Source organism: Martelella mediterranea (assembly GCF_021021415.1).
In the GTDB taxonomy this organism is placed as follows: domain Bacteria; phylum Pseudomonadota; class Alphaproteobacteria; order Rhizobiales; family Rhizobiaceae; genus Martelella; species Martelella mediterranea_C.
Genome location: NZ_JAINWJ010000027.1, coordinates 23882 through 39049, shown reverse-complemented (window position 1 = coordinate 39049; position 15168 = coordinate 23882). Strand labels below are relative to the sequence as shown.

At 63.6% G+C, this 15168-nt stretch carries 14 protein-coding genes and 1 tRNA gene; 2 read left to right on the top strand and 13 right to left on the bottom strand.

Features of this window, described 5'->3' with window-relative positions; all coding sequences use genetic code 11:
* Positions 1-2: 2 nt before the first annotated feature.
* Genes K7H91_RS15970 through K7H91_RS15960 form a run of 3 tightly spaced genes read right to left on the bottom strand, consistent with a single transcriptional unit; the run spans position 3 to position 2040 of the window.
* On the bottom strand, positions 3-452 hold the full coding sequence (locus K7H91_RS15970) for a YaiI/YqxD family protein (RefSeq protein ID WP_230721257.1): 450 nt from the start codon (positions 450-452) through the stop codon (positions 3-5).
* Positions 449-913 (bottom strand): GNAT family N-acetyltransferase, encoded by a 465-nt coding sequence (locus tag K7H91_RS15965; RefSeq protein WP_230721256.1) that lies wholly within the window; start codon positions 911-913, stop codon positions 449-451. The genes K7H91_RS15970 and K7H91_RS15965 overlap by 4 nt, the downstream gene beginning before the upstream one ends.
* Positions 913-2040 carry an S-(hydroxymethyl)glutathione dehydrogenase/class III alcohol dehydrogenase gene (locus tag K7H91_RS15960; RefSeq protein ID WP_230721255.1) on the bottom strand — a complete coding sequence of 376 codons (1128 nt, stop codon included), beginning with the start codon at positions 2038-2040 and terminating at the stop codon, positions 913-915. Before K7H91_RS15960 ends, K7H91_RS15965 begins: the two co-directional genes overlap by 1 nt.
* Before the next feature lie 192 nt (positions 2041-2232).
* On the opposite strand from K7H91_RS15960, the gene K7H91_RS15955 reads away from it, so the two are divergent.
* Positions 2233-2610 (top strand): helix-turn-helix domain-containing protein, encoded by a 378-nt coding sequence (locus K7H91_RS15955; protein ID WP_230721254.1) that lies wholly within the window; start codon positions 2233-2235, stop codon positions 2608-2610.
* Positions 2611-2615: 5 nt separating this feature from the next.
* On the opposite strand, the gene lipB is transcribed toward K7H91_RS15955, so the two are convergent.
* Positions 2616-3332: a lipoyl(octanoyl) transferase LipB gene (gene lipB / locus K7H91_RS15950; RefSeq protein ID WP_230721253.1), complete on the bottom strand. Its 717-nt coding sequence runs from the start codon at positions 3330-3332 to the stop codon at positions 2616-2618.
* 194 nt (positions 3333-3526) lie between these two features.
* Here lipB and K7H91_RS15945 point away from each other — a divergent pair.
* Positions 3527-3611, top strand: a tRNA-Leu gene (locus K7H91_RS15945).
* Positions 3612-3829: 218 nt separating this feature from the next.
* On the opposite strand, the gene K7H91_RS15940 is transcribed toward K7H91_RS15945, so the two are convergent.
* The 9 genes from K7H91_RS15940 to K7H91_RS15900 form a co-directional block, all read right to left on the bottom strand.
* Positions 3830-6568 carry a DUF2339 domain-containing protein gene (locus K7H91_RS15940; protein ID WP_230721252.1) on the bottom strand — a complete coding sequence of 913 codons (2739 nt, stop codon included), beginning with the start codon at positions 6566-6568 and terminating at the stop codon, positions 3830-3832.
* Between the two features lie 292 nt (positions 6569-6860).
* On the bottom strand, positions 6861-7772 hold the full coding sequence (locus tag K7H91_RS15935; protein ID WP_230721251.1) for an ABC transporter permease: 912 nt from the start codon (positions 7770-7772) through the stop codon (positions 6861-6863).
* On the bottom strand, positions 7769-8863 hold the full coding sequence (locus tag K7H91_RS15930; RefSeq protein WP_230721250.1) for an ABC transporter permease: 1095 nt from the start codon (positions 8861-8863) through the stop codon (positions 7769-7771). Before K7H91_RS15930 ends, K7H91_RS15935 begins: the two co-directional genes overlap by 4 nt.
* Positions 8860-10371 carry an ABC transporter ATP-binding protein gene (locus K7H91_RS15925; protein ID WP_230721249.1) on the bottom strand — a complete coding sequence of 504 codons (1512 nt, stop codon included), beginning with the start codon at positions 10369-10371 and terminating at the stop codon, positions 8860-8862. The genes K7H91_RS15930 and K7H91_RS15925 overlap by 4 nt, the downstream gene beginning before the upstream one ends.
* A 12-nt stretch (positions 10372-10383) precedes the next feature.
* Entirely contained in the window at positions 10384-11481 is a 1098-nt protein-coding gene (locus K7H91_RS15920; protein ID WP_230721248.1) for a BMP family ABC transporter substrate-binding protein, read from the bottom strand.
* Between the two features lie 26 nt (positions 11482-11507).
* The gene (locus K7H91_RS15915; protein ID WP_230721247.1) at positions 11508-12887 is read right to left on the bottom strand and encodes an amidohydrolase; all 1380 of its coding nucleotides are present in this window, start codon (positions 12885-12887) and stop codon (positions 11508-11510) included.
* Positions 12888-13550 (bottom strand): glutathione S-transferase family protein, encoded by a 663-nt coding sequence (locus tag K7H91_RS15910; protein ID WP_230721246.1) that lies wholly within the window; start codon positions 13548-13550, stop codon positions 12888-12890.
* Positions 13547-14380, bottom strand: a complete 834-nt coding sequence (locus K7H91_RS15905; protein WP_230721245.1) for an aromatic ring-hydroxylating oxygenase subunit alpha — start codon at positions 14378-14380, stop codon at positions 13547-13549. Before K7H91_RS15905 ends, K7H91_RS15910 begins: the two co-directional genes overlap by 4 nt.
* The gene (locus K7H91_RS15900; protein ID WP_230721244.1) at positions 14377-15024 is read right to left on the bottom strand and encodes a Rieske (2Fe-2S) protein; all 648 of its coding nucleotides are present in this window, start codon (positions 15022-15024) and stop codon (positions 14377-14379) included. Before K7H91_RS15900 ends, K7H91_RS15905 begins: the two co-directional genes overlap by 4 nt.
* Positions 15025-15168 lie beyond the last annotated feature (144 nt).

The following is a 15168-nucleotide window of genomic DNA, read 5'->3' as shown; positions in this document are numbered from 1 at the left end:
CGTCATTCACCGGACGACTTCGCCTTGCGGCAAAGCTGTTCCATGGTTTGTAGAAAAGCCGATCGGTCGCGGGCCGAAAACGGCGCGTTGTAGCCCTTGCTCTCGCCGGTCTCGCGCAGATGCTGGCCGAGATCGCGCATGGCGCGGGCCATGCCGATATTCTTGTCGTCGAAGACCCTGCCGGTCGGGCCGGTGACCAGCGCGCCGGCTTGAACGCAACGCTCGGCAAGCGGCACATCGGCGGTCACGACGATATCGCCCGCGCCGGCGCGTTCGGCAATCCAGTCATCGGCGGCATCGAATGCGCCGGAGACGATGACATTGGAGATCATCGGATCGCGCGATGGGCGCAGGCCGGTATTGGCCACGAAGGTGACGCGCATCCCGTGACGCTCCGCCACCTTGATCACCTCCGGCTTCACCGGACAGGCATCGGCATCGACATAGATCATGAGGCGATCCTCTCGGCGGGGCGGATCATGTCCACATGCGGGATGCCGTCCTCAAGATATTCCGCCGAGGTCACGCTGAAGCCGAGACCGCCATAGAAGCGCTGCAGGTGCGCCTGCGCCGAAATCGCGATCGCAGCGCCCGGCGCGCGTTTTTCACAGGCGGCGATCGCCTCCCGCATGATGCGCTCGCCGAGACGCCGGCCGCGATAATCGGGCGCGACGACGACGCGGCCGATTCGCGCCTCGCTCGTGGTCGCGTTGGCTGCGAAGATACGGGCATAGGCGGCAAGCCGGCCCTCGTCCAGAAGGCGCAGATGCAGCGCCTCGGGGTCCTTGCCGTCGATCTCGGGATAGGGGCAGTTCTGCTCGACCACGAACACGTCGATCCTCAGCCGGAACAGGTCATGCAATTCGCCCGGCGTGAGCGCATCCAGCCGGGCGATATCGACGGTCAATGCCATCAGTAGAGGACAACCGAGCGGATGCTCTCGCCGCCATGCATCAGATCGAAGCCCTTGTTGATGTCTTCCAGCTTCAGGAGATGGGTAATCATCGGATCGATCTCGATCTTGCCGTCCATGTACCAGTCGACGATCTTCGGCACGTCGGTGCGCCCGCGCGCGCCGCCAAAGGCGGTGCCCATCCAGGAGCGCCCGGTGACGAGCTGGAACGGACGGGTGGAGATTTCCTGGCCCGCGCCGGCAACGCCGATGACGACCGACTTGCCCCAGCCGCGATGGGAGCTTTCCAGAGCCTGACGCATGACGGTGGTGTTGCCGGTGCAATCAAACGTGTAGTCCGCGCCGCCGATCGTGTCCGCGCCGCGCTTCGTCAGATTGATCAGATAGGGGACGAGGTCCTCGCCGATCTCCTTCGGATTGACGAAATGGGTCATGCCGAAGCGCTCGCCCCATTCCTTCTTGTCGTTGTTGAGGTCGACGCCGATGATCATGTCCGCGCCGGCAAGCCTGAGCCCCTGGATGACATTGAGGCCGATGCCGCCGAGACCGAAGACGATCGCCGTCGCGCCGATTTCCACCTTGGCCGTATTGATCACCGCGCCGACGCCTGTCGTGACGCCACAGCCGATATAGCAGACTTTGTCGAAGGGTGCGTCCGGGTTGATCTTGGCGACCGCGATTTCAGGCAGCACGGTGAAATTCGCGAAGGTCGAGCAGCCCATATAGTGGTAGAGCGGCTTGCCATCGAGCGAAAACCGGGACGTGCCGTCCGGCATCAGGCCCTGACCCTGGGTCGAGCGGATGGCGGTGCACAGGTTCGTCTTGCGCGACAGGCAGGAGGGGCATTCGCGGCATTCCGGGGTGTAGAGCGGGATCACGTGATCGCCCTTCTTCACCGAGGTTACGCCCGGGCCGACGTCAACCACCACGCCCGCGCCCTCATGGCCGAGGATCGCCGGGAAAATACCTTCCGGATCGGCGCCCGACAGCGTGAAATCGTCGGTATGGCAAATGCCCGTGGCCTTGACCTCGATCAGGACTTCGCCCGCTTTCGGTCCTTCGAGCTGAACATTCATGATTTCCAGCGGCTTTCCCGCTTCAACAGCCACTGCGGCGCGTACATCCATCGGCGTTACTCCCGGATTCTCTTGTTTTCGTGCACCGAGTTTCGCATGCGCGCTCCGTCGTCGGCAAGTATGCAAGCGACCAATTTCAGTTGATTTGCGGAAAGCAGCGGGTGTGGGTGGCGGTTTTGCCCGCGATTGGCTATGAAGGATCAAGACCGGGCAAACCGGCGCGGTTTTCGGGAAGGAAGCGCAATGGACGAGAAATTCTACGCCGACGACACGCTCGGCGGCAGGCTGCTTGCCGCGCGCGAAAGCGCAGGATTGAGCCTCGATACCGCGGCCGCGCGGCTTGGCGTTGCGCCACTGACGCTCAGGAACTGGGAATGCGACCGCGCCGAACCGACCGTAGAGCGCCTGGTGAAGATCGCCGCGATCCTCGGCGTGCGGCCGTTCTGGCTGATTTCCGGCGACTGGGAAGACGATTGCGGCGAGGCCGGGATGAAACACACCGACATGGTGATGGGCATCAACCGCGTGGGAAAAACCGGCCGTCGCGACGGCGATGCCAAAGGCAGCGCATCGCGCGCGCGTCTTTCAGGCTTTGCGACCGGCAACCGAACGCTGCAATAGCAGGGTCAGCCCTCGATTTCCGTTTCTCCGAATACATCCTCGAAGGCCTTGCGCAGCGCGATGTCGACATCGCCCATGGTCACCGGCAGGCCGAGATCCACGAGACTGGTGACGCCATAGCCTGAAATGCCGCAGGGCACGATGCCGCCGAAATGCTCGAGTTCCGGCTCGACATTGATCGACAGGCCGTGAAAGCTGACCCAGCGCCGGAGCCTGATCCCGATCGCGGCGATCTTGTCCTCGGCCATGGAGCCGTCCGGCAGCGGCGGGCGTTCGGGCCGCCGGACCCAGACGCCAACCCGGTCCTCGCGCCGCTCGCCGCGCACATTCATCGAATCGAGCGTCTTGATGATGGTCTCCTCGATCGCGGCGACGAAGGCGCGCACATCGCGGCGGCGGCGCTTCAGGTCGAGCATCAGATAGGCGACCCGCTGGCCGGGGCCGTGATAGGTATATTCGCCGCCGCGTCCGGTTTCATAGACCGGGAATCGATCGGCGATCAGCAGGTCGCCGGCATTGGCGCTGGTGCCGGCTGTATAGAGCGGCGGATGCTCGACCAGCCAGACGAGCTCGTCCGCTTCGCCGGACGCGATCAGGTCGACCTCACGCTCCATTTCGGCAAGCGCCGCAGGGTATTCCGTCAGTCCCTCGCTCACCCGCCAGCGCACCGGCGGGCTGCCGGGCTCGGGCTGCATCAGGGTCTCGATGTCGCTTCTTTGCATGTGCGGATCCTTCGGCCTTCTCCTCGCAGATTTGGGGCGGGACGGCAAGCGCCGCAAGGCCTGTCGCGGCGGGCGGAGAGCGCGGTTTCACACTTCGCGTGCAGAAATGAAAAAAAACGATCAATGGCGCTTGTGTGGCGAGTTTGCTTTTGCTACATGCTGCGGCGCCGGCACAAACCGGCATCTACCACGATGCGGTCGTGGCGGAATTGGTAGACGCGCAGCGTTGAGGTCGCTGTGGGGCAACCCGTGGAAGTTCGAGTCTTCTCGACCGCACCATTTTTTGAATTTCATTCAGTAAAAACAATCGTTTATGCCGTATTGTGCCCCACGTTGGAGCCATGTGTGGAGCACTTCGAGGCGGCGCATGGCGTCTGAGGCGAGTTTCCAGCGCTCAATTCGTCTGGTGTGAACCTCGCTGGTCTTCGTGAGATTGGTTGAAAGTGTTCTGAAACACCCTCAACCAACCTCGCGCGAATCTATGGGATTGTTCGCTCTTACTCTCCGTCTTCATCCGCCGTATCAGGCGGAGCCGAGGCGCTGTTCCAGCGCAGGTTCATCGTGCGGTCGAGCCAGCCGAGGCCGGCCAGCGCCAAACCGAGGCCGATGAAGGAGACGACGCGCAACAGGCCTTCCAGGCCGGATATATCGACCAGGAAGACCTTCGCTATGGTGAGGCCGGTTGCTGCCATGGCGACCTTGCGCAGCGCATTGGAGCGTCTTGCGAAGCTCACCAGCAGCAGGACCGCGCAGACGATCACCAGCGCGATCGTGTAGCTGTAGAGCTCTGGTTGGGTGACGCCCGGAACCGAAAGGTCGTTGCCGCGCCAGAACCGCCGGATCTCGCACACCACATAATAGCTGGCCAGCAGGCCCGCGACCCCGATAAAGCCGATTCGCAACCATCGCCCGAGAGTGCCGATCTTCCAGGCGCCGATCGCGAGGACCACCGAAAGCGGCAGATAGGCGAGCGCCAGACTGTCGAATATCGGCGGGCCGGTTACCAGGTTGGATCGGAAGAGAAGCGGGTTAGTGAGTGTCAGTGGCACGGCGATCAGCGTCAGGGTGATCAGGCCGAAGACGACTGCCAGGGCGACCCGAAGATGCCACAGCCATCTGTTCGAAGTCGACAGACGGCTGATCTGCCCCAGCATGGCGATGGCCGTCACGGCGGCAAGCAAGCCCGGCTCTTCAGGAACCAACCGTTGCAGCAGCGCGCAGGCGAATACGGCGGCAATCGTCCAGGTGGTGGTTTCGATGGCCGCCTGCACCGACGCGCGCGCGCGCTCCACGGTCAGGCGCCATCCGACATAAAGCAGCGCCAGCGTGCCGACATAGGCCTCGAAAAACATAAGCCAGGATGTGTTGCTGCGCATCGCCCAGAAAAAGCCGGGGCTAATCACCAGCCGGTAGGCGATGATCGCCAGCGCAATCTTGGTGAAGATGCCAACCAGCGCGAGATCGAACCGGCGATCGAGCCAGATCGTGAGAATGACCACGACGCCCAGCGCCAATGTGAGCGCCGTTTGGGTGAGTACAACGAATAGCGCCAGCGCCAGCATCGAGAGTGCGGAAATGGCGAATAGCGCCGCCTGCAGTTGCCGCCTTCCGTGATTTTCTCCGCGCAGCACCCGGTCCGTCATAAACGCCATCACCGCGGCGATGGCGAGAATATGCAGGCTCCAGAGATAATCCCCGAAGGCCGCCGCCGGCGACCACAGAAACTGGAAGATGAAGGCGCAGGCCGGCGCGAATACCGCGGCGCCAAGGGCAAATCCCAGCGCCGTCTTTTCTTCGTCTGCGCAATGCGTCATCCGCCAGAAGCTCATCACAGACGCGATCGCCGACAGGACAAGGGAAAGGGTGATGAAGGATGACGCCGGGGCTCCATCGGTCTCGACCTGCAGCGCAGCAACGAAATGGCTGAACAGCGGTCCATATTCGACGGCCTGCAGCACAGGCACCGCCAGAAACGCGGCGGCGGGCAGGAGCGGCATATCCGTCAGCGCTTCCGCCCGGTGCATCCAAATCAACGTCGCGCCAAGAACAAGGGCGATGAGCACGAAGGCGATGTTGGCCTCCGCGATTGACTGCGCTTCAAGGGAAAGAACTATGCCCGCGCCGCAGACGAAGGCCGTCATCGCCGCAACGATCCGGGCGGGGAAGTCGGCGCGCGGCGTTTTGCCCGCGAAAGTCGCCACTATCGTCTGGCCTACATGGTTCGGCACGAGGCTCTGCACTGGAATTATAACGGCTGCCAGCCAGGATAGGGCAAGGAAGGCCGTGTAGTGGATGAGGCCGCCCGTCGCGGCATAAAGCACTGTTGCGGCGGCGGTGGTGGCGATCAGCACGAGTGCGGAGACCCATGCCCAACGCTTCACACAGTCGACCGCAAGGCCGGCTATCGCGATCAGTGCAAAATAGTAGAAGAACAGCCAGCCGCTGTCCGATTCGCCGCCGACGAGAAACGGGGCGGCTGTGGCGCCGATAATACCAACGGCGCTGAGTACGGAGCCATAAAGCCAGCCGAGCGCCACTGCCAGAACGCTGACCAGAACAAGCCCGGCGAGCGTCGTCTCCGCGGAAACAAGACCATAAAGCAGACGCGCGGCAAGCACGGCGGAAAAAAGCGTTATCAGACCCGCGCCGGCGAAGACGGAGGGCAGGGATCGGGTGGCCGGCGTCTCCTCATCGCCATAGCGGCGGCGAAGCCTCTCGCCGACGCCCACCAGCAGCGCGCCCAGGATCAGCGCTCCGATAACCCTCCAGACCGGCGTCAGAAGCCCGTTTTCGACGCCGTACTGCACCATGAAGATTCCGCCGAGCGCCAGCGACAGCGCCGCAAGGGCGATCGTCCAGTTGCCGCGAAGCCAGCCGCCGAACTGCCGCAGCAGCGTTCCGGTAAAGACGAAGGCGCGGGGGGGACCACTTGACGCGGCCGCCGGTCGAGGGGCTTCTGTCGTTTCTCTTTGCTGCGGCGGCGCGGCGTTTGCAGTTTTAGTCATATCGGTTCTGGCGCCGATCGGCTCGATCGCAACCTTTTGCGGCTCCTCGACGTCGGAGGCCGCGGCGCCTTTCGCCGCGCCATCGCCGCCGCGCTCCAGCGCCTCCACCCGGCTGCGAATCGTTCGATGTTCATCCTCCAGCCTGTTCAGTCGACGCTTCAGCTCCTTGTTCGAAACCGCCAGCGCGGCCAGAATCAGAAGCAAAAACAGAAGTCCAAAGAACGAAGTCATTTCAACACATTCCACTTTCAAACGCGGTGCGACAGGTCTAGCCGAGATGTTTGCCGCCGTTAAGGCCCAACATGGGCTTCTGCGCAAGCGACGTAACCACGACGTGTTCCAAAGTCACGGCTGCCTGAGAGGGGGTGAGCGGCGACCGGAGCGATGAAACTCCGCGATGATGGGCTCCGGGGTTTGGCCTTTCCCTCAAGGTCGATGCTTGTCAGCGCCTGTCGACCTGAGGGATGATGCGATATCTTTTCGGGTCGAAGGCTCGCCGTCGCAGGCCAGTAGCGCCGGGGCTCTACCGTTCATACGGCTCGCCGAGCGAGGCGATGCCGTTCAGCTTCAGCAGGCGTCGGTCGGCGGAGATGATGCCCAGCACGATGATGGTGACGATGTAGGGCAGGGCGGAGAGCAGTTGCGAGGGCAGGCCGACGCCGGAGGCCTGGGCGGCAAGGCTCAGGAGCGAAACCAGTCCGAACATGCAGGCGCCGAGAAAGACCCGGCCCGTCAGCCACGTGCCGAAGACGACGAGGGCGATGGCGATCCAGCCGCGCCCGGCGATCATGCCGTCGGCCCAGAGCGGGGTGTAGACCGTCGCCGCATAGGCGCCGGCAAAGCCTGCCATCGCACCGCCGAAGACGATTGCCGCCAGACGCACGGCGATAACGGGAAAGCCGATCGCATGCGCGGCCTTGGGGTTTTCGCCGACGGCCCGTATGACGAGACCGGTCTTGGTGCGATTGAGCATGAACCAGACGCCGAAGGTTGCCGCCAGCGATAGCCAGACGACGATATCCTGGCTGAACAGCCCGCCCACAACGGGGATATCGGAAAGGCCGGGGATCGCGAGCTTCGGCAGGCCCTTGATCGTCAGGCTCTCATAGGTCTTGCCGAACAGCGCCGAAAGCCCCTGTCCGAGAATGCCGATCGCAAGCCCGGCCGCGACCTGATTGGCGCGAAATCCCAGCACCACGAAGGCAAAGATCAACGCAAGCAGCGCGCTGACGATGCCTGCGGCGATAAAACCGAGAATATGGCTTCCGCTTTGATAGACGACGATGAAGGCGATCGCCGCGCCCAGTGCCATCAGCCCCTCCAGGCCGAGATTGATCACGCCGGAGCGCTCGACCACGAGCTCGCCGAGGGCCGCCAGCAGGAACGGCGTTGCGGCGGCCAGCATGCCGGCGATAATGAATTCGACTGCGTTCATGCCGTGCTCCGCCGATGGGTGGCCGGCCACTCCAGCCGATAGCGCGTGAAGGCGATGGCGACGAGATAGGCCAGAAGCAGGCTGCCCTGGAAGACCCGAACCGCCGCGACCGGCAGGTTGGCGGAGACCATGGCGTTGTCGCCGCCGATATAGAGCGCTGCCATGAACAGCGAGGAGAAGATGATGCCGATCGGATGCAGGCCGCCGAGATAGGCGACGATGATCGCGGCATAGCCATAGCCGGTCGCAATCGAGCGCTGGAGCTGGCCGACGGGGCCGGCCACTTCGGCAGCGCCCGCGAGGCCGGCCGCAAAGCCGCCGATCAGCAGCGAAAGCCAGATCGCGCTCTTGTCGCTGAAACCGGCATAGCCCGCCGCCTTCGGCGCAAGCCCGCCGACCTGTAGCTTGTAGCCCATGAAGCTCTTCTGCATGAACACGAAGGCGGCCGCCGAGAAGACGAGGGCGATCAGCAGCGAGACATTGACGCGGGTGCCGGGGATCAGCGTCGGCACCATCGCGTCATACTGGAACATCACCGATTGCGGGAAATTGAAGCCGTTCGGGTCCTTCCACGGCCCGAGCAGCAGGTAGTAGAGCAGTTGCAGGGCGACGAGGCTCAGCATCAGCGAAACGAGAATTTCACTGGCGTTGAGGCGCGCGCGCCAGAACGCCGTGATCGCGGCCCAGAGCGCGCCGCCGACGGCGCCGAGCAGAAGCATCAGCGGCCAGATCCAGAACCCCGTCGCCATCGGGAACCAGACCGGTATCGCAGAGGCGAAGATCGCGCCGAGTATGAACTGTCCCTCCGCGCCGATATTGAACACCTTCGCCCGGAACCCGATGGCGAGACCCTGCGCGATCAGCAATAAAGGTCCGGTCTTCAGCAGCACCTCCGAAAACGAGGTCCACGAGATGAACGGTTCGAGCAGCATGGCATAGACGACCGCCGTCGGGCTGCGGCCCATCAGCACATAGAGGCCGACATTGAGGATGACCGCCGCCAGCAGCGCCAACAGCGGCGCGAGCAGGGTCGCCTTCAGCGAGGCCTGTTCTCGCTTCACCAGATTGGGCAGGAACGACAGGGCGGTCATGAGGCGCGTTTTCCTGTTTCGGAGCCGATCATGTAGCGACCGATTTCCTCGGGTCGGGTGTCGCGGGTGACGAGCGGCGGGCTGAGCTTTCCGTGGTGGAGCACCTGGATATGGTCGGAAAGCTCGAACAGTTCCTCAAGCTCCTCGGAAATCACTAGGATCGCCATGCCGGCATTACGCAGCGCGATCAGTCGCTGGCGGATCGCGGTCGCGGCTCCGATATCCACGCCCCATGTCGGCTGGGCGACGAACAGCAGTTTCGGCGCGAGCATGATCTCGCGCCCGACGATGAATTTCTGCAGATTGCCGCCGGAAAGCGCGCCGGCTTCGGCCTGCGGCCCCGGCGTGCGGACATCGTATTCGCTGATGCACTCAAGGGCGAAGGCCTCCGCCGCTTTCCTGTCGATCACGCCGTTGCGGACCACGTTGCGGCCATGGGCGGTCAGAATGGCGTTCATCGCCAGCGACATTTCCGGAACCGCGCCCCGGCCAAGCCGTTCTTCCGGAACGAAGGCGAAGCCGAGCTTGCGGCGGGCGGCGGCACCCATGGGGCCGACATCCTTGCCCATCATGAAGATGCGGTCAGCGGTGGCAAGCCGGGTCTCGCCGGAAATCAGCGCGGTCAGCTCGCTCTGGCCATTGCCGGAAATGCCGGCGATGCCGAGGATTTCGCCGCCGCGAACGGTGAGTGTGATGCCTTCGAGGGACACGCCGAACGGGTCTTCGGGCTTGTAGTCGAGACCGACGATCTCGAGCTGCTTGTCGCCCTGTTCCACAGGTTCGGCTGGCATTGGTTCGGGTATGTCGCGGCCGATCATCATCTTCGCGAGCGTGTGCTCGTCATGCGCGCGCGGGTCGAGATGGCCGGTGACGCGACCGGCGCGCAGGATTGTCGCCCGGTCGCAGATCGCCTGGATTTCCTCCAGCTTGTGCGAGATCAGCAGGATCGACACGCCGCCATCGCGCAGGCGCTGCAGCGTTTCGAACAGAAGGGTGACCGCTTGCGGCGGGAGCACCGATGTCGGCTCGTCGAGGATCAGAAGCTTGGGGTCGGTCATCAGGCAGCGGATGATCTCGACCCGCTGACGCTCGCCTACCGAAAGCGCGTGGACATGGGCGAAGGGATCGACCTCCAGCCCGAAATCGCGGCCGAGCGCGCGCATGCGCTCGGCAAGCGCGGCCTTGGTTCCGGGCATGACGAGCTGGATGTTCTCGACGACGGTCAGCGTCTCGAACAGGGAGAAATGCTGGAACACCATTCCGATGCCCTGGCGGCGGGCGGCGGCGGGAGAGGCGAGCGCGATCGGCGCGCCATTCCACGCCATGCTGCCGGCGTCGGGCTGCTCCACGCCGTAGATCAGCTTCATCAGCGTGGATTTGCCCGCGCCGTTTTCACCGAGGATCGCGTGGATCGATCGCGGAGCGACGGCGAGGTCGATGTCCTGGTTGGCCTGGACCTGTCCGTAGCTCTTCGAAATGCCCTTGAGCGAAAGGAGTGGTGTCTCCATTCCCTGCGGGCCTTATTGCGGCAGCGGCGTGGTGACGCCCTTGACGTGCCAGTCCATGGCGACGATCTGCTCGTCGGTCATGATCTCGCCCGCGGCCACGCCCTCGCTACCGTCAGCCTTGGCGATCGGCCCGGTGAACGGCGAGAAGCTGCCGTCGGCGATCTGGGCTTCGGTCGACTTGATCTTCTCCATGATGTCGGCAGGGATGTCGCTGTTGAGGTCAACGACTTCGACCACATTGTCAGCCATGCCGAGGAAGGCATTGGCACCCTTGAATGTTCCGTTCATATGCGCCTCGACCTGCGCCTTGAAATAGGGCGACCAGTCGGTGGCCACGCAGCCGAGATATTTCTCCGGCGCGTATTTCTGCATCGAGGAATTGAGGTTGAAGGCATAGACGCCGGCTTCCTCGCAGGCCGAGATCACCGAGGGCGTGTCCTGGGCGTTGGAGAAGATCACGTCGCAGCCCTGCGCGATCAGCGCCTTGGCGGCATCCTGTTCCTGTGCCGGATCGAACCAGGAATTGACCCAGACCACCGAGACCTCGATATCCGGATTGACCGCCTGCGCGCCGAGCGTGAAGGCATTGATCGAGGTGATCAGTTCGGGAATGGCGAAGGCCGAGACAGAGCCGAGCTTGCCGGATTTTGAAACCGCGGCAGCGGCCATGCCGAGCAGATAGGTGCCCTGGAAATATTTGGCGGCAAACGGCGAGAAATTCGGCCCGACCATGTAGCCCGAGGCATGCAACACGCTGATCTTCGGATTGCGCCGCGCGATCTGGAACGCGCCGTTCTGATAGCCGAACGAGCCGGCGATCAGGAAATTATTCCCATCGGCGACGGTCTTGTTCATGATCCGGTCGGCGTCGGGGCCTTCCATGATATTTTCAAGCACGGTGACCTTGACCTTGTCGCCATAGGCTTCCTTGACCGGTTCAAGGCCGGCGGCCAGCGCATGGCCCCAGCCGACATCGCCGATCGGCGACGGCACGACGAGGGTGATGCCGAGCGGTTCGTCGGCGGCAAAGGCGCGCTGTGCGCCCATCGCGCCGGCGAGGCCGGTGGCGGCTGCGGCCTGGATCAAGGTTCTGCGGGTAATCTTGGTCATGTTATCGGTTCCCTGGAGGTTGGTCTTCACATTGCAATGCCGGCGAGCGCCTGTTCGGCGTCCGCGAAGAGTTTCTGTTCATCGAGACCGGCGAACTCGCCATCCTGCCAGATGATCCGTCCGTTGATCATGGTCATGTCGGTCGTGCTGCCGATGCCGACGCGTGGGATCAGGCTCAGCGGATCGTGTCGGGTGCCGACATAGTCCATGCGGCGCGTGTCGATCGCGAACAGGTCGGCCGCCATGCCGGGCGCGAGCCGGCCAATATCGCTGCGCCCGAGCAGGCTTGCGCCGCCGGTCGTGCCATAGGCCAGGAAATCGGCTGGCGGCGGCACTAGGTGCTCGCGGGTCGATGAGACGAGGCATTGCAGCATGTAGCCCGAATGCAGGCAGTGCATCAGGTTGGAATTGTCGTTGGAGGCAGCACCATCGCAGCCCAGCCCGACACGCAGGCCGAAGGCGGCCATCGCCGGAATGTCGGTCACCTCGGCGCCGACGAGATAGACCGGCTCTGGGCAGTGGGAAACGCCGGTGCCGCTTGCCGCCATCCGGCGAAGCTCGTCATGGGTCAGTTCCCAGCAATGGGCATAGAAGGTGTCGGGGCCGGCAAAGCCCATCTCTTCCAGATAGTCGACGGTGCGCTTGCCGTGGCGGGCCTCCATCACCGGGCTTTCACCCTCGCCGACATGGGTGTGCAGCAACACGCCCCGATCGCGCGCCAGGCGAACCGATTCCACGAAGGTCTCGCGATAGCTGTTGACCGGCTGGCAGGGCGAGACCACGACTTGGCGCATGCTGAAGGGGTTGGCATCGTGATAGGCGTCGATCAGCCGCGCGCAGTCGCCGATGAATTCGTCGGTGGTCTCCAGCATCTCGTCGGGTATGGTCGAGCCTTCGGATTTCGGCAGGCTGTTGCCGCCGCGCCCGGCGTGAAACCGCATGCCGAACAGGTCCGCGGCCTCGAACTGGCGGTCGATCAGCCGTTTGCCGGCATGGCGCGGGAAATTGTACTGGTGGTCGAAGGCGGTGGTGCAGCCATGCTTGATCAGTTCGGCCATTGCCGTGACCGAGGAATGGTAGAAACAGTCTTCATTGAGGCACGCAAACACCGGATAGATCCGGTCGAGCCATTCGATGACCGACAGTTTGGTCCAGTCCAGATCGGCCCGGTTGCGCACGAAGCACTGGAAGAAGTGATGATGCGTGTTGACGAGGCCGGGATAGACAAACCATCCATCCGCATCGATTTCTGTCGTGCCCTCCGGCATCTCCCGGTCCGCAAGACCAATGCCGATGGCTTTGATCGCCGGGCCCTCGGTGAGAAGATCGACATTGCGCAGCACGGTCGGACCGTTGCCTTCATCGACAACAACGGCCGCGCAGTTCTTGAGCAGATGACCGGCCACTCAGCTTTCCTCCGCAGTGTGTTCCGGTTCAGGCTTCAGTTCATGCAGCCGGTGGATGCCCGGCATCTCGATGAAGCCGTCGAGCGAGCGGATGGCGCGCAGCCACATGCGGATCGTCGGGTAGGGATCGAGCAGGATATTGCCGTCGGGAGCGAGCGCCACATAGGGGAAGCAGGCGATATCGGCTATCGTCGGCCGGTCGGCGGCAAGATAGCGCATGCCGCGTTCGCGTTGCTCGAAAAGACCCATCTCCAGTTCCCTGAGGGCCGCGACGCCCGCGGCGGACATGGCATCGATATCGCCCGGCATGTTGAGCATCTGATGAAGCCTGGCGCCGCCGAGGCTCGCCGTCAGCCTGGGCGAGAAGGCAAGCCATTGCTGCACGAGGGCAATCTCGACGGAATTATCGGCCCGGCCAAGCCAGGCGGGCGCCGAACCGGCCGCGATATAGGCGAGCATGGCCGAGGATTCGGTCAGGACGAGATCGCCATCCGTCAGGATCGGGAGCGTTCCCGCCGGATTGAGCTGCCGCATTTCCGGGCCGCGATGTTCCTTGCCGGGGTGAAAGTCAACCGCGCGGGTCTCGAGCGTGACGCCGGCCAGCGCCGCCATCAGCCGGACCTTGTAACAGCTTGGAGAAAGGATGTAGTCGTAGAGTTTCATTGGGCCACCAATTGCGCGCCATAGGTATAGTTGTGGCGCTTCAGCCAGCGTCTGTAGGCGATGGATGTCATGTCGGCCCGCGTCGGGATTTCCTTGCCGGGGTCAAGCGGCAGGCGCGCGGGGATCTGGTTTTCGAGGATCGAACGATCCTGCAGGAAGATCATCTGCTGGAACTGGATCAGGTCGGTCATCGAGGAGGTGTCGTCGAACAGCGCCATCCATGGCCACACCTCACACACTTCCTCCGTCAGCGGCTGAACGAACAGCGCGATCACATCCCACTCGCCGGGGCGCGGCGGACAGGATTTGTAGAGCACCGAGCAGGTGGGGGCGGGGACGCGGTACATATAGTCGGTATCGATGCCGCCGCTTGCCGATTTGGCCGCCTGCGGCTGGTAGAACTTCACCTGGGTCGCCCAGACCTCGTCCCCTTCCTCGCGGATTTCGACTTTGTAATTTGCCACCTCGGTATGCGGCTCGGCGCCGAGAATATCGGTATGGACGAAGGGGAAATGGGCGATGTCGAGAAAATTCTCCACGGCCCGCAGCGGCGAGCACTGAACCCGGACGATCCCGACTTCGACAAGGCGGCGCTCGGGATCGGCGGCCTCCGGGATATCGAACAGCTCGTGGTCGGGCGTGCCGAGCGAGGTCCAGACGTGGCCGTAGCGTAAGCGCACGGGGAGCGCGCGGCCATCCGAGGCGGTCACCTTCGCCTCGTCAGCGCCGACGCGCGCGACGGTGATGTTTTCGCCCATCAGCATGGTGTCGCGGCGATCGAGCTGGCTGAACAGCGCGACCGGATACCATTCGTCTCGCATGGCATTCATGATCCGGCTCCCTGGTTGCTGGCGGCTTCCGCCTTGCGGCGCAGCGTTTCCGCCTGTCGCGAGGCGGCGATCCGCTGCGGCGGCGTTGCGTCGGCGAAAACGAGCACATGAATCAACGTTGCGGTTTTGCCCTGCGGGGCAAGCAGAAGGCAGAAGGCGTCATCGGATGGCCTCACCACGCCGTCGGCATCCGCTTTTGCATCGGCGGCCAGCTCGATGGCGGCAATGCCGGCGCTCACGTTCAGCGAACGAAGCGGCATCAGCCCGTTCAGGGGCGGCGGCGCGCCGGCATCCTCGCCGTCCGCGATCCAGATGATGCCGTCCTGTTCGATCACGGGGTAGGTTTCAACGCGGATGGTCTTTGGCGGGGTGAGATCGGGATGAGCCGGGATGCGCAGACACTGGCCGTCCTGGCCATAGCGCCAGCCATGATAGATGCAGGACAGCGCCTCGCCGCGCACGAAGCCGTGGGAAAGGCGCATGCCCCTGTGAGGACAGCGATCGTCGGAGGCGGTCAGGCGGCCGGAGGCGCTGCGCCACAGGGCGATGGTCTTGTCCGTGAGGCTGGCCGGCATCGCCGTGCCCGCGGCCAGGTCGGCCGAGAGCGCCGCCGGCGTCCATCTGCCTGTTGTCTGGGGGTGCATTTCGGGGCTTTCCAAACATTGATTTCTCATCGGCCGGCGCGCCCTTTCAACAAGCGATCGCGTCGACGCTGTCTAAATTTGCACAGCAAATATGCATTGGCAAGAATGAACAAATTTGATGCAAAGGTAATTCAGCGTGCGGTC

Coding starts and splice junctions, on each gene's coding strand:
- K7H91_RS15925 (WP_230721249.1), bottom strand. CDS start 10,371: ATGGAGACACCACTCCTTTCGCTCAAGGGCATTTCGAAGAGCTACGGA.
- K7H91_RS15940 (WP_230721252.1), bottom strand. CDS start 6,568: ATGACTTCGTTCTTTGGACTTCTGTTTTTGCTTCTGATTCTGGCCGCG.
- lipB (WP_230721253.1), bottom strand. CDS start 3,332: ATGCAAAGAAGCGACATCGAGACCCTGATGCAGCCCGAGCCCGGCAGC.
- K7H91_RS15970 (WP_230721257.1), bottom strand. CDS start 452: ATGATCTATGTCGATGCCGATGCCTGTCCGGTGAAGCCGGAGGTGATC.
- K7H91_RS15935 (WP_230721251.1), bottom strand. CDS start 7,772: ATGAACGCAGTCGAATTCATTATCGCCGGCATGCTGGCCGCCGCAACG.
- K7H91_RS15965 (WP_230721256.1), bottom strand. CDS start 913: ATGGCATTGACCGTCGATATCGCCCGGCTGGATGCGCTCACGCCGGGC.
- K7H91_RS15910 (WP_230721246.1), bottom strand. CDS start 13,550: ATGAAACTCTACGACTACATCCTTTCTCCAAGCTGTTACAAGGTCCGG.
- K7H91_RS15955 (WP_230721254.1), top strand. CDS start 2,233: ATGGACGAGAAATTCTACGCCGACGACACGCTCGGCGGCAGGCTGCTT.
- K7H91_RS15930 (WP_230721250.1), bottom strand. CDS start 8,863: ATGACCGCCCTGTCGTTCCTGCCCAATCTGGTGAAGCGAGAACAGGCC.
- K7H91_RS15905 (WP_230721245.1), bottom strand. CDS start 14,380: ATGAATGCCATGCGAGACGAATGGTATCCGGTCGCGCTGTTCAGCCAG.
- K7H91_RS15920 (WP_230721248.1), bottom strand. CDS start 11,481: ATGACCAAGATTACCCGCAGAACCTTGATCCAGGCCGCAGCCGCCACC.
- K7H91_RS15900 (WP_230721244.1), bottom strand. CDS start 15,024: ATGCACCCCCAGACAACAGGCAGATGGACGCCGGCGGCGCTCTCGGCC.
- K7H91_RS15960 (WP_230721255.1), bottom strand. CDS start 2,040: ATGGATGTACGCGCCGCAGTGGCTGTTGAAGCGGGAAAGCCGCTGGAA.